The organism is Rhizobium sp. WYCCWR 11152, from assembly GCF_013087615.1.
In the GTDB taxonomy this organism is placed as follows: Bacteria; Pseudomonadota; Alphaproteobacteria; order Rhizobiales; family Rhizobiaceae; genus Rhizobium; species Rhizobium indicum.
In genome coordinates this window covers 65,139-84,547 of sequence record NZ_JABFCP010000010.1, presented here as the reverse complement: position 1 = coordinate 84,547, position 19,409 = coordinate 65,139, and the positions used below count along the sequence as shown (strand labels likewise).

The window sequence follows — 19,409 nt, the reverse complement described above, 5'->3', positions numbered from 1 at the left end:
ATCTTGATCAGGACCAGTTGCCCTGGCGGAAGTCCATGGCGAAGGCCGATGCGGCCTTCCAATTGATCGACTTCGACTTGGCGGTGAAGACGGCGTTCTGGTGGAGAACGGTATAGGCGGGGTCTTCGCGCTCACAGATCTGCAGCATGCGGGCGAAAGCGTCATGGCGCTTGGCGCGATCGGTGCTGGTCTCGAGGAAGGTCGACAGGGTGTTCATTTCGGCGTTGGTCCATTCGCCGACCTGCTGCTGCTGGCCGTTCGGACCGTGCTGGGCGACGATCGAGGAAACCGGATCGGGGAAGCTTGCGGAGTTCGACCAGTCGCGGACGGCGCGCGTCGGCGTCTTTTCGAGGATCTGCTGCCAGTTTTCCTTCATTTCGATCTGCACGTTGAGGCCGACCTGCGCCCACATTTCGACGAGGATCTGCGCCGTCGGGGTCTGGTTGGTATAGTAGTTGTTCAGCAGGCGATACGGGATCGGATCGCCCTTGTAATTGGCTTCCTTGAGGAGCTGGCGGGCAAGATCCGGATTGTATTCCGGCACGGTCCAATCCTTGACCAGCATGTCGCCATAGAAATCCCACTGCAGGCCGGCCGGAACGCGCGTGCGGCCCGCCCAGAGCGAGTCGACGATCGCCTGGCGGTCGATGGCATGCGTGAAGGCGCGGCGCACCAGCGGGTTGCCGAGCTGGGCATGGGTCTTGTCGAATACAGTCAGGCGGTGGTTGGTGATGATGCCGCCCTGGACTTCGAAGGCAGCGTTCTTTTCAATGCCTTCGATCTGGTCCGGCGGGATGTCGCTGGCGAGGTGATATTCGCCGGACAGCAGGCCATTGACGCGTGAGGCGACTTCCGGAACTTCGACGAAGCGGATCTGCTTCACCGGAGGGCGGCCGCCCCAATATTCGTCATGCGCTTCGTAGATCAGATAGGTGTCCGGCTTGAATTCGGCGACGCGATAGGGACCGGTCGTGATCGGTGCGCGGGCCCAGTCGAGATAGCTCTTTGCCTCATCCCAGCCGCGGCGATTGGCGATGGCGCTGGCGGCAACGGAAATACGGCCTTCCATCGTCACGTCAGGCGAACCGTTGACGAAGCGGACGGTGTATTTGTCGACGATTTCGATGCCGAGCAGGGCCGGCCAGATACGGCGGGCGACGGCCGGAATTTCGACCGGCAATTCCTTGCTTTCGCGGCCGAGCGGGTTCTTTTCGGTGACGAAGATCGTCTTGCCGGTGCTCGGCTGCGTATCGCCGAACATACGTTCCTTGCTGAAGGAGAAGGCGACGTCTTCGGCCGTCATCTCGTCGCCATTGTGGAATTTGACGCCCTGGCGCAGTTTCAGCTCGACGGTCTTGTCGTCGATACGGCGCCATTCGGTGGCGAGTGACGGAACGGCCGAGAGGTTGCCGAGCCAGTCGAGGCCGATCAGGCTTTCCCAGAGCGACGAATTGAAGATGCGCTGGCCGACATTCGACTGTTCGCGCAACGTATCCAGCGTGTTCGAGTTCGAGATCTTCTGGACGGCGATAGTGATCGAAGGACGGTTGTCGGCCTGTGCGATGGAAAAACGCGGCAGGATCAGCGAGCTGGCGACGCCGGTGGCAAGGCCGAGAGCACCGCGACGGGTGAAGGTGACCATGGGAATATCTCCTTGGGTTCTCTGGTGGTTCGGATCAATGGCTGCGTTCGCTCAGGCCTTCGGGGCCGGAGCGATAATGGGTCAGGGTTCTGTCGGCATGTTTCAGGCGCCAGGAGAGCGCCTTCTGCGCATAGTCCCGCACGAGCGCGGCATAGGCCGGATCGTCGGCGAGATTGGTGAATTCGTTCGGATCATGTTGCAGATCGAAGAACAGCGGCGGCAGCGCTGCGAAATGAACGTATTTGTATCGCTCGTCCTGGATGACGCAGAGGCTGCAATCATTCATGCCGAGGCCGAGGAAACTCTGCGGCTCGGAATAATAGACGTCGCGGAAGTCGTATTCGTAGTGCAATTCGGTACGCCAATCCTGCGGCCGGCCCTCGCTCAGGAAGGGCCGCAGCGACAGGCCGTCACAGGCGTGCGGGATCTTTCCGCCGAGCCAGTCGAGTATGGTCGGCATGACGTCGATGCTCTCGGTGAAGCCGCTTTCGATCGCACCGGCGCGGGCATTGTCGCCGGCGTCCTTGATGACGAGCGGGATGCGGAAGCTCGGATCGTTGTAGCCGATCTTGCCGAGCAGGTGATGATCGCCGAGCTGCTCGCCGTGGTCGCTGGTGAAGATGATCAGCGTATCGTCCCACTGTCCGGTCTCATCGAGATAGTTAAAGACCCGGCCAAGGCAATCGTCGACCTCGGTAATCAGGCCGCAATAGGTCGCGCGCATCTGGCGCAGTTCCGCTTCGTCGAGCGTCGCACCGAACCCTTCTGCGCCCTGGAAGAAGGAGCCGCGGCGGATGCTGTCGACATAGAATTTCATCAACGGATGTTGTGCAGCCTCGGTGTCCGGGTTGGCTGCGCGGATCGGCGCCGGCATGTCTTCCGGCCGGTACATGGCATGATAGGGAGCAGAGGCGACAAAGGGCGGATGCGGCCGGTAATAACCGAGATGCAGGAAGAAGGGCTTGCCGTCGCGGCCCTTGAGATAGGTCAGCGCCCGCTCGGTGAAGAAGGTCGAGTCCGAAAATTCCTTCGGAATGCGTGACGGACGGTCGGTGGCGCCGGCAACGGCGCCCTCGCCCTCGGGCAGCCAGATATCAGGACGATGCTCCGGCAGCTCGAAGCCGTTCTGTGCCACCCAGCCAAAATAGCCCTCCATATTGGGCTCGAAGGCGCCGACCGGATGGAAGCCGTCCATCATGTCGCCGAGCACCCTGAAGCGCGGATCGTTCGGCGAAGTGGTGCGCGGATCCGGCACCGTCGTCGTATAGCCGATCAGCGCCGGATCGTAGCCGACGCCGCGCAACGCCTTGCCGAGGTTGAGGTGGCGCTGGTCGAGCGGCACCGTGTTCTGCACGGCGCGATGGTTCATCAGGTAGAGGCCGGTGAGCAGGCTCGCACGGGCCGGGCCGCAGGGAACGCAGGTCGTCACATGGTTCCTGAAGGTCACGCCCTCGCGACAGAGCCGGTCGAGATTGGGTGTCTTCAGGAAATCGTTTTTCCCGTCGGCACGCAGAACGTGCGGAACGAAATCGGCTCGCCATTGGTCAACGACGATGAGTAGAACGTTTTTCTTTCGCATGGAGCCCCCACTTGTGCGGGGCTGTTTGAACCGCGATTATTGCAGCGCGATGACCACTTTTTCAAAGTTCCATGACATTGAACGGATCGTGGGTTTCTTCGCTTTTATTCCAGAAGCGTCATGCAATTGTAATATTCACGACACACTCATCGCGCGCGCGTGACCTGACCGCGGCACGCACTGTCCGTTTTGCCGTTCTTTGAGAACCTGAGGCGTGCTTCCCTCGGCAAGATCATGGACGCGAGAGACGTCTCCTACGATCAGACGACGGCTGCTCTGCCGGATCGGTGCTCGACTGAGTCTATACCAAGTGATCCGTCGACGCGTCGAAGAGATGGATCTGGGTCGGATCGATCGAAAGTCCGATCATGTCTCCTGCCTTGACCCTGTCGCGCCGCGTCTCGACGATCGTCAGTTCCGGCTGGGTCTCCGCGACGATGAAGGTCGAGGAACCGGTCGATTCGACGAAGGCGATCGGCACATCGAAACTGCCATGCCCGGGCTCGACGACGCCGATATGTTCGGGCCGGATGCCGGCGATGAGCTTACGCCCGGGTTCGATGGCGCGTGATATCGCAAGCGTCTGTTTCACCGCGCCGAAATCCAGGATCAGGCTCTTTCCGTCTTCCGCGGCGATCGCGGGGATGAAATTCATGGCCGGCGAACCGATGAAGCCGGCAACGAACCGGTTCGCCGGCCGGTCGTAGAGGTCCAGCGGCGCGCCCTGCTGTTCGATGACGCCGTCGCGCATCACCACCACATGGTCGGCCATCGTCATTGCTTCGACCTGGTCGTGCGTGACGTAGACGAAGGTGGCGTGCAGTCGGTCGTGCAGCGACCGGATTTCCTTGCGCATGTGGACGCGCAGCGCAGCATCGAGATTGGACAGCGGCTCGTCGAACAGGAAGGCCTTGGGGTGGCGGATGATGGCGCGGCTCATGGCGACGCGCTGGCGCTGACCGCCGGAAAGCTCGCGCGGATAGCGCTTCAGGAGATGGGAAAGACCTGTCGTCGCCGCCACGTCCTCGGCGGCCTTCTTGGCCTCCGCCTTGGCGATGCCGCGGATGCGAAGGCTGTAAGTCAGGTTTTCCTCGACCGTCATGTGCGGATAAAGGGCATAGGACTGGAACACCATGGCGACATCGCGCTTGCGCGGCGGCACGCCGTTCATCAGCTCGCCGGCAATCCTGAGATCGCCCGACGAAATGCTTTCGAGGCCGGCAAGCGAGCGCAGCAGCGTGGACTTGCCGCAGCCCGACGGGCCGACGAGCGCGACGAAAGTGCCCTTGGCGATCGAAAGGTCGATATTCTTCAGGGCGTGGAAGGCGCCGTAATATTTGTTGACGCCTCTGAGCTCGATCTGTGTGGTCATTTAAGGGCTCCAGAGGTGAGGCCGGATACGATGCGGCGCTGCAAGAGAACGAAGATGGCAAGGATCGGCGTCACATACATCGTGGCGTAGGCCATGATGTTGTTCCACTCGTTGGTGTTCGGCCCCATGAAGGAATTGAGGCCGACGCTTGCCGGCTGAAGGTCAACCGCCTGGATCATCGACTTCGAATAGACGAATTCGCCGAAGGCCTGCATGAAGATCAGGATGGCGCTGACCAGGATGCCGTTGCGGGCGAGCGGCAGCACGATGTTGAAGAAGGCGCCGACGCGCGAATTGCCATCTACCAGGGCCGCCTCCTCCAGTTCCTGGGGAACGCTCATGAAGGTGGCGCGCACCAGTATGACGAAGAAGGGCATGCTCTTTGCCGCGACCGCGATGATGACGGCAAGGCGTGGATAATTCAGCATGCCAATCTGCGAAAAGCCGACGAAGATCGGCGTGATCATCAGCGAGGCCGGCAGGACCTGCAGCATGAGGATGAGAAAGAGACCGATATCCACCCAGACATTGCGGTATCTGGCGAGCACATAGGCGCAGCCGACGCCAAGCAGGGTGATGAGCGCCATGGAGCCGAGAGCGATGACCAGCGAGTTCCAGAGATAGCGGCCCATATCCCGGCTTTCCCAGACATAGGCATAGGTGCCCCATTGCGGTGCAGTCGGCCAGAAGCTCGGCGGCGTCGCGAACATCTCCGAGCCGCTTTTCAGCGCGGTGATGTACATCCAGTAGAGCGGGAACAGATAGATCGCCGCCATGACGACCGATATGGCGAGCATCAGGCGGTCGCGGTTCGTCGTAATCATCCGCGCACCTCGTGGCGTGTGGACCGGACATAGACGACGGACGCGAACATGACGAAGACGATCATGATGACGGAGATCGTTGCGCCCTTGGCGAAGTCGTATTGGCGGAAGGAGAGATCCCAGGCCCAGTATTGCGTGACGTTCGATGAATTGTTCGGCCCGCCCGACGTGATCGCGGCGAAAAGATCGAATTGCTGCAAGGTGAAGATCAGGCCAAGTGCGATGATGGCGCCGATGGTCGAGCGCATCATCGGCAGCGTGATCGTCCAGAAGCGCTGCCAGATATTGGCGCCGTCGAGTTCGGCGGCCTCGTAGAGATCGGCGGGAATGCCGGCAAGGCCGACGGAGAGCAGGATCATGTTGAACGAGGTGCCGAGCCAGACATTGGCGATGATGACGGCATAGAGCGAATAATGCGGGTCCGAGCGCCAGAAGATGTTGCCCGAGATGATGCCGCTTTCCTTCAGGATGAAATTCAGCACGCCGAAATCGCCCGACAGAATCCAGTTCCAGATGGCGCCGACGACGAGGCCGGGCATCACCCAGGAGACGAGGAACAGGCCGCGCATCCATGAGGCGCCGGGAAAATTGACCCAGAAGAACAGCGCCAGGCCGAAGCCGATCAGGAACTGGCCGGCGATGGAGCCGACGACGAAGATGACGGTGTTGTAGAGGATCGGCAGCGTCTCCGGCTGCGCGAAGAGGTCGGTATAATTCTTGAAGCCGACGAAGGGACGCGAGAAGGTCCCGAGGCTGAACATGTCGACCTCCTGGAAACTCATCACGACATTGTAGATCAGCGGCAGCCCCGCCATCAGGAACAGAAAGCCGAGCGGGAATGCGACCAGCACGATATCGAAACCGCGGCCGTCCCTGACGCTCATCAGGATCCTCTTCATGGGTCCTCCGATACTCCGAACGGGGCCGCCTGGCGCATGATGCGGAAGACGGCCCCTGCCGGGAGGAAATGATGGGATGAACCAAGGTTCATCCGGTTAAAAGACGCGTTGCTTCCGGTTCCTCTTCTCCCCGCTGGGGAGAAGAGGGAGCAAGCGGCTCGCTCGCAGCCAATGATCAGCCTAGTACTGCCTTGATCTTGTCGGCGGCCTGGTCGAGCGCGTCCTTCGGGCTCATCTGACCGGTCAGAGCCGCCTGGATGGCGTCCTGGATCGCCTTGGAGATCTTCGGCCATTGCGGATGCGGGCCGCGCGGCTTGGCGTATTTCAGCTGTTCGAGGAAGACCTTGAGGGCGGCATCCTTCAGTGGCTGACCGGTTTCCGGGATCGAAATGTCGGAGCGAGCCGGAAGCTGGCCGAAATTCTTGAACATCTTGTCGTCTTGCGAGGCGAAATATTCGAGCGCCTTGAAGGCTTCGGCCGGATGTTTGCTGGTGGCGAAGATCGCCCAGTTGAAGTCACCCATGGCAGAGGAGCGTTCAGCCCCTTCCTTGGGAACCGGGAGCAGAGTGACGCCCCAGTCGAACTTCGCTTCCTGCGTCATGCGGTCGAGCTCCCATGGACCCGAGATCGCCATTGCCGCATTGCCGGAATTGAAGGTGCCGGTCGAATCCCACTGGCCGCGCGTCAGCGTATCGGGAGAAGCGAGCTTCTCGTCCATGATCGTCTTCCAGACCTCGAGCGCCTTCACCGCGCCTTCGGCGTTGATGTGCTCATAACTGCCGCCGCCCATCTGAGCCCAGGGAAGGAACTGGAAGGTGCCTTCCTCGTTGGCCTTGGCCGAGAAGGCGAGACCGTAGACGTTCTTGGCGGGGTCGGTCAGCTTGCGCGCGTCCTCGACCAGCTCGTCCCAGGTCTGCGGCGGCTTCGCCGGATCGAGGCCCTTGGCCTTGAACATGTCCTTGTTGTAGTAAAGCGCGATCGTGTTGGTCGCCTTTGGCACGCCAAAATACTTGCCATCCCACTCGACCGATTTCAGCGGCCCCGGAAAGTAGTTCTCCGGCTTGATGACGGTCGACTTGGCGATCATGTCAGTGAGATCGAGGAAGGCGCCGCGCGACGAAAACAGCGCATGCTCCGGGTTGTCGACAGCGATGATATCGGGCGCCTGACCGGTCGCATAGGCGCGCATGGCCTCGGTGACGACGTCGTCGAACTGGATCAGCCGGTATTCGATCTTGATGCCGTTGTTCTGGGCGTTGAACTCCTTGACGAGGTTCGGCGCCGGCTGGGTGTCTTTGTCCAGCGACCAGAGCGTCAGCGTGACGTCCTCGGCCTTGGCCGAAAGACCGAATATCGAGACGCCTGCAAGCGCGAGAGCGCCCAGAATTGCATATTTGCGGATAGCCATGGTTCTCCTCCTTTGTGGTTATCCCCGTTTCCGGCAATTCCTCCTTGCCGGAAACGATATCATCAGATGGGATCGACGACGAATTCGCCGCCCCGGGCATGCTTGAGGTGGTTCAGCGCATAGACCTGGCCGGTCATTTCAAGCGCGTCGCGATAGACCGGGTCGTGCCAGCCTTCGATGTCGATCGAGCCCGACCAGCCGGCAACGCGCAGCTCGGAAATGATGTCGGTCCAGTTGCTGTCGCCGAAGCCCGGCGTGCGCATGAAGACGAATTTCTCCTTGCCGAAAATACCGTGTTCCTTGATGACCTCCCAGCGGATGGTCGCGTCCTTGCCGTGGACGTGGAAGAACTTATGCGCCCATTTGCGGATCTGCGGCAAAGGGTCGATCAGATAGACCATCTGATGGCACGGCTCCCACTCCAGCCCGATATTATCGTCCGGCGTCTCGTTGAACATCAGTTCCCAGGCGTCGGGATTATGCGCGATATTCCAGTCGCCGCTTGCCCAGTTGCCGTCCATGGCGCAATTCTCGAAAGCAATCTTGACGCCCTTGTCGGCCGCCCGCTTGGCAAGCTCGCTCCAGATCTGCTTGTAGCGAGGCAGGCTGTCTGTCAGCGGCTTGCCGCGGATGCGGCCGGTGAAGCCGGCAACGCAGGTGGCGCCGAAATGATGGGCATTGTCGATACAATGCTTCCAGCCCTCCAGCGTCTCGAGGTCGATTGCGGTCTCTTCCAGCGGATTGCCGAACATGCCAAGCGTCGAGATGGTGATGTCGCGGTCGCCGATCGCATCGAGGCAGCGCTTGCCGAGTTCGGCAAGATCCTGCCCCTTGGTCGTCTGCCAGAAGAAGGGTTCGAAGCTTTCGAAGCCCAGGCCGGCGATCTCGCCGATGCGGGTAGCGGCATCGCCCTTGTTGCCGCTGACCATGGTGCCGATTCGAATGGATTTTGCAGGGTTGCTCACGTCACGTCTTCCTATGCTGAAATTTCGACGCGCCTGCCCGTCTTGGCGCTTTCGATTGCGCCGAAGACCATGGCAAGGCTTCTGATATTATCGGAATTGACCGTCTCGGGCCGTTTGCCGGTGCCGATCGCCGCGATGAAGTCGGCGATGACGCTGGCGTGGCCATGGGTTTCCTCGTCATGTTCCGGACCGGGAACGTTTACGGCAGCGGAACCATGCAAAAGGCCGGGCTCTTCGCCGGCAACAGTCGCCTTGAAACTCTCCTCGCCATCCCAGGTGAGCATCCCCTTCGAGCCGACGAGACGCCACTGGCTTTCCCAGCTGGTGCGCTCGCCCTCGGCGCACCAGGAGCCGCGATAGGTGAAGACGATGTCGTCGGAAAATTCGAAGATGGCATTGGCTGAGGCGCCGTGCCGGTACCACGAACCCTTCGGATTGCGCTCGACGCAATAGACGGCGAGCGGCTTCCGGTCGGCGACGTAGCGCGCCGCATCAAAGGTGTGGATCGCCATGTCGAGAAGCAGGACGTTGTCCATCTCTTCGCGGAAACCGCCGAAATGCGGCGCCAGGAAGAAGTCGCAATGGATGCCGGTGAGTTCGCCGATCGCGCCGCTTTCGACGAAGCGACGCAAGCGCCTGACGCCTGATATGAAGCGGCGGTTCTGGATGACGGCATGGATGCGGCCGGTCTCGGCGGCTAGGCCGACCAGAGCGGCGCCCTCGGCAAGCGAGGCCGCCATCGGCTTTTCGCTGAGCACGTGGCAGCCGGCCTTGAGTGCCGTCGAAACGACGTCGTAGCGCGCAGCCGGAATGACGATGTCGAAGACCAGGTCGGCCTTTGTGGCCGCGATGACGTCGGACAGGTCCGAACCGATGACGGCGCCATCAAGGCCGAACTCCGCAGCAAGCTTTTCGGCCGTCTCGCGGCTCAGGTCGACAAGGCCGACGATCGTGATGGAATCGGCCAGCAGAGGGTTGGAAGCGATGGCTCGCAACCAACCTTTGGACATAGCTCCGCACCCGCACAGAATGGCACTGAATTTCACGATTTCCTCCAGGGGAACGGTGCCAACTCTCCTCGTGACACGCACTCCGTAAACGTTTACGACTGTATGCGGAAACATTTTGCGGTGTCAATAGACGCCAAATGGGAAATTACGGGCCCAGATCCGGACGGATCTGAATTATAGAAACGGAGCATGATGTCGTCCGAAAACCGCGCACACTTTTCGGCATCATGCTCCCGGGAAAATCGTCAGCGATGAAGGGGATTCGCCAGCTTGCCGAACACTTGAATATCTCGATCGGCACGGTCTCCCGCGCGCTGAACGGCAAGCTCGATGTCAATGAGGAAACGCGCCGGCGGGTGCTGGCGGCGGCCGAGGAACTCGGCTACGTCGCCAACCAGTCTGGGCGGAGCCTGAGGCAGGGGGAGACGAAGGTCATCGGGTTGATGATCGAATCCAGCAAGGAGACGGTCGAGAACGCCGACAACTTCTTCCTCGGCGTCACCAGCGGCCTGCAGAGCGTCTTTGCCCGCCACAAGCTCGACCTCCTCATGCTGCCCTGCCCGAGCGACGAGGACCCGCACGAATATCTGAAGCGGATGGTGGCGCGGCGCATCGTCGATGCGATGATCATCTCGGACACGCAGCGCGTCGACCGGCGCATCGACTTTCTATCGCGGGCGAAGATCCCCTTCGTCGCGCTCGGCCGCAGCCTTTCGGCCAGCAATTTCCCCTGGATCGATCTCGATTTCGAGGGCGTGGCGGACCATGCCGTCGAGCGGCTGATCACGCTGGGCCACCGCCGGATCGCAATCACCGCGCCATCGAGCGAGGCCAACCTCGGCTATCTCTTTATCGACAGCTATCGCCGGGCGCTCGAGCGGCACGACATTGCCTTCGACTCCTCACTCGTCATCCGCGTCAGGTCGAGCGAACAGGGCGGCTATCAGGCGGCCCATGAGCTGCTGCTGCTCGAAGAGCGGCCGACGGCGGTGATCCTGATCTACGAGCTGATGGCGATCGGCCTTTACCGCCGCTTGATGGAATCGGGCGTCATGCCCGGCCGCGACCTTGCGGTGATCGGCTTCCGCGACGCTCCGCGCGCACGGTTTCTGCAGCCGTCGCTGAGCTGCTTCCGCATCTCGCTCTACGATCTCGGCGTCGATCTGGGCCGGATGCTTCTCGCCAACATGCCGGCTTATCGAGATTTCTATCCGAACGAGGGCCGCAACATCGTCTGGCCCCTCGAACTGATGCCCGGCGAAAGCGATGCGTTCGATGTTGGGGCCATGGTCTGAAGGTGGCAGGTTGGATATAGTCCCTGCTTGATGGAGAGTGGATGGTTTCGATGAAAATGTCCTTCATGACCGGCGCAGCCTTCAACCGGAATCCGAGCAAGGCGAAGAAGGAAGCGAGCGAGCGGCCGGTGGTGATCACTGATCGCGGCGAAGCGGCCTATGTCCTTGTCAGCTATGCCGAATTTCAGATGAACTGGACGCCGAAGACGCTGTTTGAGGCATTGCGCGATCCCTCCGTTGATGAGAGGGAATTGGAACACGCGCAGCTGGGCTTCGACAACAGGACCGTCGAATTCTGAAGGCTAGTTGTATCGTCTTGCCGCGCGGGGACTGCCCGCAGCGTCCTACGCACCGGCCGGAAAAAACCGGTTCTCCGGCCGCGGCAATCCGAGATGCTCGCGCAGCGTCGTGCCCTCGTATTCGCTGCGGAACAGGCCCCGGCGCTGCAATTCGGGAACCAGCCGTTCGGTGACGTCGGTGAGACCCTGCGGCAGATAGGGGAAGACGACGTTGAAACCGTCCGAGCCTTCCTCGTCCAGCCAGCGTTCCATGTCGTCGGCGATACTTGCCGGCGTGCCGACGAAGGCGAGGCCAGCATAACCGCCGTAGCGCTGTGCCAGCTGCCGCACCGTCAGATTTTCTTCGGCGGCAAGCTTCAGCACCTGGGCGCGGCCGGTCTTGCTGGCATTGGTGTCGGGAATATCGGCCGGCAGCGGGGCGTCGGGATCGAAGCCCGAAGCGTCATGGCCGAGCGCGATCGAAAGCGAAGCGATGGCGCTGTCGTAATGCACCAGACTGTCGAGCGTGGCGCGTTTGGCGCGTGCCTCGTCGATGCTGTCGCCGACGATGATAAAGGCGGCGGGCAGGATCTTCAGATGGTCGCGGTTGCGGCCGATGGCTTCCATGCGGGCTTTGATATCGGCATAGAGCGCCTTGCCGGCGGCCAGATCGCGCGGCGAACAGAAGACCATCTCGGCGGTCTCGGCGGCAAGCTGACGGCCGGGGTCCGACTGGCCGGCTTGGACGATGACAGGCCAACCCTGCGGCGGCCGGGCGATATTGAGGGGTCCGCGGACGCTCAGTTCCTCGCCCTTGTGGCCGAGCACATGCATCTTCTCCGGATCGAAGAACAGGCCGCTTTCACGGTCGCGGATGAAGGCATCGTCGGCGAAACTATCCCAGAGCCCGGTTACCACATCATAGAATTCCCGGGCGCGATGATAGCGTTCGCCATGCTCCATATGTTCGTCTAGGCCGAAATTGAGCGCGGCATCGGGGTTCGATGTCGTGACGATGTTCCAGCCAGCGCGGCCGCCGCTGATATGATCGAGCGAGGCGAAACGCCGGGCGATGTGATAGGGCTCGTCGAAAGTGGTGGAAGCGGTGGCGACAAGGCCGATACGCTCCGTCACCGCTGCCAGCGCCGAGAGCAGCGTGAAGGGCTCGAAGGAGGTCACAGTGTGGCTGCGCCTCAGCGCCTCGACCGGCATGTTGAGCACGGCAAGATGATCGGCCATGAAGAAGGCGTCGAATTTCGCCCGCTCCAACGCCTGCGCGAAGGACTTCAGATGGGCGAAATTGAAGTTGGCGTCGGGATAAGAACCGGGATAGCGCCAGGCGCCGGTATGCAGGCTGACGGGACGCATGAAGGCGCCGAGGCGCAACTGCCGTGGGGTCATGACTTTCCTCATGGATCGGGCAAGGCGGCCGCCTGCCCCGCATTGGGCGTTCTGTCTGAAGCCGCTGCAGCGACGCATCGGATATCGGTTACGTAGGAACTCGACGAATTCAAATCGAGGCCGGCTCCGCTAATTTCTGGAAGCGATTTCGGCGCTTTTTCAGCCACGTTTTCGCAGAACCGCCCGACTGAGACACTAATCGCGGCAGCCAGAAGCCGATAAGCAAACACTTTTCATTTTCCATCGCATCTATAGAATTTGTGCTCTTATGTCGGCGCTTAATTTCTTTCACCGATAGGCTCGTCAGAATTGGAGACATCGATGAACACCGTGCTGAGGCAAGCAGATCAGATCCGGCCCGTAGCCGACCGTATCGGCAGCGATGATGAGGCGATCGCCACCGCCCGCAGACTGGCGGCGCAATTTGCCGCACGCGCAGCCGAGCGCGACGCTGACCGGATCCTGCCGTTTACCGAACTGGATCTTCTCGCCCAGTCCGGCCTTCTGGCGATCACCGTGCCAGCGCAATATGGCGGGCTCGACGTCTCCAACGCCGTGCTTGCCGAGATCACCGCGATCCTGTCTGAGGCGGACGGTTCGATCGGCCAGATTCCGCAGAACCATTTCTATATTCTCGAGGCGCTCAGAACCGACGGCGGCGAGGAGCAGCAGCGTTATTTCTTCGGCCGGGTGCTGGCCGGCGATCGTTTCGGCAATGCGCTTTCCGAGCGCGGTACGAAGACGGTCGGCCACTACAACACGCGCATCACCCGCGACGGTCCGGGTTACCGGATCAACGGCCGTAAATTCTATTCGACCGGCGTCATCTTCGCCGACTGGATTACCATCTTCGCGCTCGATCCGGAGGATCGGCTGACCATGGCCTTCGTGCCGAAGGGCACCGAAGGCGTCGAGATCGTCGACGACTGGGACGGCTTCGGCCAGCGCACCACCGGCAGCGGTACGACCATCCTCGACAATGTCTATGTCAGCGCCGATTCCGTGGTCTTCCATCACAAGGGTTTCGAGCGGCCGACGACGATCGGCTCGGTCGGCCAGATCATCCATGCCGGCGTTGATCTCGGTATCGCACGGGCGGCCTTTGCCGAAACGCTTGAGTTCGTCAGGACGAAATCGCGCCCCTGGATGGACAGCGGCCTTGAGCGTGCCTCAGACGATCCGCTGACGATCGCCAAGGTCGGCCAGATCGCCATTCGCCTGGAAGCTGCAACGGCTCTGGTGGAGCGCGCCGGCCATAAGGTCGATGCTGCGCAGGTCGAGACGACGGAGGAAAAGGTGATCGCGGCGACGCTGGCGGTTGCCGCCGCCAAGGTGCTGACGACCGAAGTGGCGATCGAGGCCTCGAACACGCTTTTCGAGCTTGCCGGAACTTCGTCGGTGCAGGCTGGCCTTAACCTCGACCGCCACTGGCGCAATGCCCGCACCCATACGCTGCACGATCCCGTGCGTTGGAAATATCACGTCGTCGGCAACTACCATTTGAACGGCGTAGCGCCGCCGAAGAACGGCGCGCTCTGAAATCTCCCCGTCTTCCAACCGAAAACCCCACCGCCGGTGCCGGCAGTGGGGTTTTTGCTTTCGGTGAAAGATAGCCGCCTCAGCTATAGAGGCTGACCTCCGGTATCTTGTCGTTCAGCACGAATTCACCGACTTCCTTCGCCTTGTAGAAGACAGGATCGTGCAGCGTGTGAGTGCGGACATTGCGCCAGAACCGGTCGAAACGGTATTTGTCGGCCGTCGAGCGCGCGCCCGTCAGCTCGAAGACGCGCGAGGTGATGTCGAGCGAGACATGGGTGGCGTGGACCTTGGCGGCATAGGCTTCCGCTGCTGCTGCGCCGCGCTCGCGCTCGGTGACGTCGCGGCCGCGGGCAAGACCCGCCTGCACGGCGGCTGCGGCATTGTCGGCAAGGGCCGCCGATGCTTTCAGCGCGACAGTGAATTCGCCGACGCGTTCGAGGATATAAGGATCATCCGCCGCCCGCTCGACACCGGAGGTTATCCACGGCCGGGTCGTGTTGCGGACGTAATCGACGGCGGCATGCAGCGCGCCCTCCGCGGTGCCGAGATAAAAGTTGACGAAGACCAGTTGGATGAACGGCGTGTTGAAGGTCGACAGCACCGGCGGCGCCACATCAGGTGCAGCGGGCGCGCCGACGAAATCCTCCTCGTAGACGGGGAAGTCGCGGAACTCGACGCTGCCGCTGTCGGACAGGCGCTGACCGATATTGTCCCAGTCGTCATTGGCGACGTAACCTTGACGATTGGTCGGCACGGCGAAACCGGCGATCTTGTCGTCGAGCGTCGCATTGGCATTGATATAGTCGGAGACCCGCGCCGCCGTGGAGAAGGACTTGCGTCCGTTCAGCACATAGCCGTTGCCGCGACGGGTAAGCACCAGCCCGGGATCGCGCGGATTGACGGCCGCCCCCCAATAGAGGTTCCTGGCGACCGTATCGCTGCCCAGCGCATGGGCGCGCGCCGCATCGAGGGCCCAATAGATGTACTGGCTGTTGACATAGTGGTAGCCGAGCAACTGGCCGATCGAGCTCTCGCCCCGGGCGAGAATGCGCACCAGCCTCAGCCCGTCGACCCAATCGAGGCCACCGCCGCCGATTTGCGTGGGATGCAGCGCATTGAGCAGCCCGGCATTCTTCAATTTGACGATCTCGGCGAGCGGCGGACGGCCTTCGCGGTCGAGGTCTGCGGCACGCCGCGACAGGTCGGCAGAGATCTCCTCGGCACGGGCAAAGAGGTCTTCGCGCGTCGGGTTGCGGCTGGCCGCGAAGATGACATTGGATTGGCTCATGGGCGGAACTCCAATTCTCCAAAAAGATGATCCGGCGGGAGCCGCACGCTTCCGCCGGAAGGATCGAAGTGCGTGGTCTCAGAACAGCTTGTCCGGGATCCAGCTGGCGGTCGCCGCATCGCTCGTGCTGAAGGCCGGGATCTTTTCGGCCAGTTCCTCGATCGTCTTGACGCCGGCTGCACGCAGGCTTTCCTGCGTCAGAAGCGTCGGCTTCACGGTGATTTGGTGGGGAACCGTCTGCCCGGCGATTTCGAGTGCTGCGGCGCGAATGGAGACGGCGCCGACGACGGCGGGATTGGTCGCGACGGTCGCGACCCAAGGGCTGCCTTCCTCGGTGATTTCCTGGATATCGGCCGTCGAGACGTCGGCCGAATAGATCTTGAGCTTGCTTGCTATGCCGAGATCGTTGGCAGCCAGCTTCACGCCGCGAGCGAATTCGTCATAGGGGGCGAAGACGACCGATATATCGGGATTGGCAGTGAGCACGGCCTTCGCTTGATCGGTAGTCGAAGTCGCCGTCGTGTCGCTGACATTGCCGAAGCGAGCCTTTTCGACCACGCCCTTATTGTCCGACTTGAACTTGTCCCAGACCTCGTTGCGACGGTCGAGCGGCGCAAAGCCAGCGACATAGACATAACCGGCGTTGAAGCTGTTGCCGTTGTCCTTCACCACCTGCTCGAGCGCCAGTGACGCGAGTTCGTGATCGCTCTGCTCCACCTGCGGAATCTTGGAATTGTTGAGGTTGACGTCGAAGGCCACGACCCTGATGCCCTTGTCGAGCGCCTGCTGCACGACGTCGCCGAGCGATTCCGGCAGGCCGTGATCTATGACGATGCCGGAGACGCCGAGATTGATCGCCTGCAGGATCTGCTCGCGCTGTTCGGCGGCATCCTGCCGGCCGGGGAAGATGCGCAGATCGATATCCAGCGCCTTGGCCTGAGCTTCAGCCCCTGCCTGGTATGCCTGGAAGAAATCGCCGGCCGAGATGTAGCTGATCAGCGCCACTTTGACGCCGCCTTTGTCGAAAGGGGCAGGAGCACCGGATAAACCGTCGGCTTTTGCGCCTTGAATGAAAATGAACGGAATGATGGCGGCAGACAGTGCGAGCCGTGCGAGGGATTTCATCGTCGCGTTCCTTCTAGCAAATCGCGGGGCGTCGTCTGACAGGTCTGACAGCCCCTGCGACGCGTCGGATTATTAGATATAATCTCTATGTTTTTAGTAGAGTAAATGATCCGATTTTATGGGCTGTGGGAGATTCTTTGTTTCCCGAGGGCAGTTCGCCGGGGAAAGCCGTGCCTGGAGTTCGACCGCCCGGACAGGGCACACTCCGGCTTCGATTACAGTCCCGGACCTTTGTCGATGCCGCTTCTTCACATTGAAAATATCACCCGCAGCTTCGGGTCGACGCGGGCGCTTGCCGGCGCTGATTTTTCTATGGAGCGCGGCGAGATCGTGGCTCTGATGGGCGCAAACGGCGCGGGCAAATCGACGCTGGTCAAGATCCTTTCCGGCGTGCTTCCGGCCGATGGCGGCATGGTCAGCCTCGATGGCCGCGCCTTTGCGCCGCGCAGCCCGGCCGAAGCGGCAAGGGCGGGTGTCGTCACGGTGCATCAATCGACGGATCTCGTCGGCGCGGCCGGTCTGACCGTTGCCGATGCCTTGCTGCTCAACCGGTTTGCCGATCGCAGCACACCCTTCTTCGTCTCGCGCGCCGGCATCCGCCGTGCCGCGCAGTCCATGCTCGATGCCGCCGGCTTCACCCTGCCGCTGGACCGCGATTTCGGTGACCTCGCCAGCGCCGATCGGCAACTTGTGGCGATCGCTCGCGCGCTTGCCAACCGCGCCGACCTCCTCATCCTCGACGAGCCGACGGCGAGCCTTTCCGGAGAGGAAAGTCGCCGCCTCTTCGATATTCTGCTGAAGCTTCGTAAGCGGGGCCTGGCGATCCTCTATATCTCGCATCGTACCGCCGACCTCGAAGCCATCGCCGACCGCGCGCTCGTCATGCGCGGCGGCCGCGTCGTCGGCACCTTCGCGCGGCCGATCGATTTTTCGAGCGCCGTCGAGACGATGATCGGCCGCAGACTGGATGCGGCTCGGCCGGATGCGCGGCCTGCGACCGGACCAGTGATTTTCGAGATGCGCGATATCAGACTGCTCTCTGGGGCTGCCTCCTTCGATCTGTCATTGCATGAGGGCGAGGTGGTGGCGGTGACCGGTGTGCTTGGCGCCGGCAAGAGCCGGCTGCTATCGGCAATCTTCGGGGTAACTGCGCTTGCAGGCGGTGCGATGTTCCTCGGCGGTCGGCCCTACCGGCCGAAAGGTCCGGCCGAAGCGATTGCATCAGGCGTGGCGATGGCGGCCGAAGACCGTCATCGTTCCTCGCTGATGCCACCGGCATGGCCCGGCCATTTGCTGTCGGCGACGATCAGCCTGCCGCATCTTGGCAAATGGTATCCGCACGGTTTCCTTGTCGGCGGCCGTGAGCGCCGCGAGGCCGAGCAGGCAATCACCCGTCTCGGCATCAAGGCCGCGGGTCCGCTCGCCTCGGTCTGGTCGCTGTCCGGCGGCAACCAGCAGAAGGCGGTGATCGCCCGCTGGGAGGCAGAACCAAGCCGGCTGCTGCTGCTCGACGAACCTTTCCAGGGCGTCGACGTCGGCGCCCGTCATGACATCATCCGGGCAATCCGCGCCCGCACCGACCGGGCGACGCTGATCGCGACCTCCGACCCGGAGGAGGCCTATGAGGTGGCCGACCGCATTCTCGTCATCGACCACCACGTGTTGAGGCCCGCGGCAGACGGGGCCGCTCTTGCCTCCGCCATCCAGGGAATATCCGCATGACGACCATCGATGACGACACTCTTCCACAGGCAAACGCCCGGCCAAAGGCATCGCCGCAAGCCCATAGCAGCAGCCTTGCATCTCTCGGGGCATTTCTCCGGGCGGGCGCGGTGTTCATCCTCCTGGCACTGCTCATCGTCGGCTTCACCATTGCCCAACCCGCCTTCATCAATATCGCCAATCTGATGAGCATTCTGCAGGCGGTGTCCGTCGTCGCCATTCTCGGCGCCGGCGTCACCGTCACGCTCGCCGTCGGCGGTTTCGACCTGTCGATCGGCGCAGTCGCCGCATCGAGCGTGATGGCGGCCAGTTACGCGATGATCGTCTGGGGCCTTGATGCCTATGCGACGGTGCCGCTTGTGCTCGCCTTCGGCGCTCTGGTCGGTCTCGTCAACGCCTTCCTCATCGTCCGCCTGAAGGTGCCGGATCTCCTGGCGACGCTGGCGATGATGTTCCTGCTTTCCGGCCTGCAGCTGATCCCGACCGCCGGCCGGTCGATTTCGGCCGGCCTCACCCTGCCCGACGGCTCGAAGGCGACCGGCGCCTACGACCCGGCCTTCCTGCTGATCGGCCGCTACAGCATCCTTGGCACCCTGCCCGTTTCCGTGGTGCTGATGGCGGTGGTCGCCGTCGTCCTCTTCATCCTCACCGAGCGCACCCGCATCGGCCGCTTGCTGTTTGCGACCGGCGGCAACGAGGTCGCGACCCGGCTTGCCGGCGCCTCGACGGTGCGGCTGAAGACGCTCGCCTATGTCCTATCGGGCACGCTGGCATCGCTCGGCGGCATTGTCATCGCCGCCCGCGTCGGGCGCGGCGAAATTTCCTCCGGCGGTTCGCTGCTGATGGATTCGGTCGCTGCCGCGTTGATCGGCTTTGCCGTCTTCAACCTGCGCCGCCCAAACGTGCTCGGCACCATTGCCGGCGCCGTCTTCGTCGGTGTGCTGCTCAATGGCCTCACCATGCTGAACGCCCCTTATTACACACAGGATTTCGTCAAGGGCGCCGTGCTCGTCGGCGCGTTGGCGTTGACCTACGGCCTCGGCCGCAGCAATCCCTAATTCC

At 62.0% G+C, this 19,409-nt stretch carries 16 protein-coding genes; 5 read left to right on the top strand and 11 right to left on the bottom strand.

Annotated elements, in window-relative coordinates:
• Positions 1-7: 7 nt before the first annotated feature.
• The 8 genes from G9X67_RS20565 to G9X67_RS20530 form a co-directional block, all read right to left on the bottom strand.
• Entirely contained in the window at positions 8-1,642 is a 1,635-nt protein-coding gene (locus tag G9X67_RS20565) for an ABC transporter substrate-binding protein (RefSeq protein WP_027667137.1), read from the bottom strand.
• A 34-nt stretch (positions 1,643-1,676) separates the two neighbouring features.
• Entirely contained in the window at positions 1,677-3,221 is a 1,545-nt protein-coding gene (gene pehA, locus G9X67_RS20560) for a phosphoric/sulfuric ester hydrolase PehA (protein WP_171599533.1), read from the bottom strand.
• Positions 3,222-3,522: 301 nt separating this feature from the next.
• Positions 3,523-4,593, bottom strand: a complete 1,071-nt coding sequence (locus tag G9X67_RS20555) for an ABC transporter ATP-binding protein (protein WP_138334055.1) — start codon at positions 4,591-4,593, stop codon at positions 3,523-3,525.
• Positions 4,590-5,417, bottom strand: coding sequence for a carbohydrate ABC transporter permease (locus G9X67_RS20550; protein ID WP_171599532.1), 828 nt, complete (start codon positions 5,415-5,417; stop codon positions 4,590-4,592). Before G9X67_RS20550 ends, G9X67_RS20555 begins: the two co-directional genes overlap by 4 nt.
• Positions 5,414-6,316 (bottom strand): sugar ABC transporter permease, encoded by a 903-nt coding sequence (locus tag G9X67_RS20545; RefSeq protein WP_027687276.1) that lies wholly within the window; start codon positions 6,314-6,316, stop codon positions 5,414-5,416. Before G9X67_RS20545 ends, G9X67_RS20550 begins: the two co-directional genes overlap by 4 nt.
• Before the next feature lie 175 nt (positions 6,317-6,491).
• On the bottom strand, positions 6,492-7,724 hold the full coding sequence (locus tag G9X67_RS20540; RefSeq protein ID WP_171599531.1) for a sugar ABC transporter substrate-binding protein: 1,233 nt from the start codon (positions 7,722-7,724) through the stop codon (positions 6,492-6,494).
• A gap of 62 nt (positions 7,725-7,786) precedes the next feature.
• A complete protein-coding gene (locus tag G9X67_RS20535; RefSeq protein WP_171599530.1) occupies positions 7,787-8,689 on the bottom strand; it encodes a TIM barrel protein in 903 nt (300 codons plus the stop codon).
• A gap of 11 nt (positions 8,690-8,700) precedes the next feature.
• Positions 8,701-9,735, bottom strand: coding sequence for a Gfo/Idh/MocA family oxidoreductase (locus G9X67_RS20530; protein WP_171599529.1), 1,035 nt, complete (start codon positions 9,733-9,735; stop codon positions 8,701-8,703).
• Positions 9,736-9,950: 215 nt separating this feature from the next.
• On the opposite strand from G9X67_RS20530, the gene G9X67_RS20525 reads away from it, so the two are divergent.
• Positions 9,951-10,994 (top strand): substrate-binding domain-containing protein, encoded by a 1,044-nt coding sequence (locus G9X67_RS20525; protein WP_171599528.1) that lies wholly within the window; start codon positions 9,951-9,953, stop codon positions 10,992-10,994.
• Between the two features lie 41 nt (positions 10,995-11,035).
• Entirely contained in the window at positions 11,036-11,293 is a 258-nt protein-coding gene (locus G9X67_RS20520; RefSeq protein WP_138389944.1) for a type II toxin-antitoxin system Phd/YefM family antitoxin, read from the top strand.
• A 45-nt stretch (positions 11,294-11,338) separates the two neighbouring features.
• Here G9X67_RS20520 and G9X67_RS20515 read toward each other — a convergent pair whose 3' ends face one another.
• Positions 11,339-12,673 carry an LLM class flavin-dependent oxidoreductase gene (locus G9X67_RS20515; RefSeq protein ID WP_171599527.1) on the bottom strand — a complete coding sequence of 445 codons (1,335 nt, stop codon included), beginning with the start codon at positions 12,671-12,673 and terminating at the stop codon, positions 11,339-11,341.
• A 321-nt stretch (positions 12,674-12,994) separates the two neighbouring features.
• Between G9X67_RS20515 and G9X67_RS20510 the strand changes: the two genes are divergently transcribed.
• Positions 12,995-14,212 (top strand): SfnB family sulfur acquisition oxidoreductase, encoded by a 1,218-nt coding sequence (locus G9X67_RS20510; protein ID WP_138334041.1) that lies wholly within the window; start codon positions 12,995-12,997, stop codon positions 14,210-14,212.
• A 79-nt stretch (positions 14,213-14,291) separates the two neighbouring features.
• Here G9X67_RS20510 and G9X67_RS20505 read toward each other — a convergent pair whose 3' ends face one another.
• Both G9X67_RS20505 and G9X67_RS20500 read right to left on the bottom strand, forming a co-directional pair.
• The gene (locus G9X67_RS20505; protein ID WP_171599526.1) at positions 14,292-15,500 is read right to left on the bottom strand and encodes an acyl-CoA dehydrogenase family protein; all 1,209 of its coding nucleotides are present in this window, start codon (positions 15,498-15,500) and stop codon (positions 14,292-14,294) included.
• A gap of 78 nt (positions 15,501-15,578) precedes the next feature.
• Complete coding sequence (locus G9X67_RS20500; protein WP_171599525.1) at positions 15,579-16,625, bottom strand: substrate-binding domain-containing protein; 1,047 nt, start codon at positions 16,623-16,625, stop codon at positions 15,579-15,581.
• A 237-nt stretch (positions 16,626-16,862) separates the two neighbouring features.
• Between G9X67_RS20500 and G9X67_RS20495 the strand changes: the two genes are divergently transcribed.
• Together G9X67_RS20495 and G9X67_RS20490 are read left to right on the top strand one after the other, a co-directional pair.
• Positions 16,863-18,347: a sugar ABC transporter ATP-binding protein gene (locus G9X67_RS20495; protein ID WP_138334035.1), complete on the top strand. Its 1,485-nt coding sequence runs from the start codon at positions 16,863-16,865 to the stop codon at positions 18,345-18,347.
• The gene (locus G9X67_RS20490; protein WP_138334033.1) at positions 18,344-19,405 is read left to right on the top strand and encodes an ABC transporter permease; all 1,062 of its coding nucleotides are present in this window, start codon (positions 18,344-18,346) and stop codon (positions 19,403-19,405) included. The genes G9X67_RS20495 and G9X67_RS20490 overlap by 4 nt, the downstream gene beginning before the upstream one ends.
• The last annotated feature ends 4 nt before the right edge of the window (positions 19,406-19,409 follow it).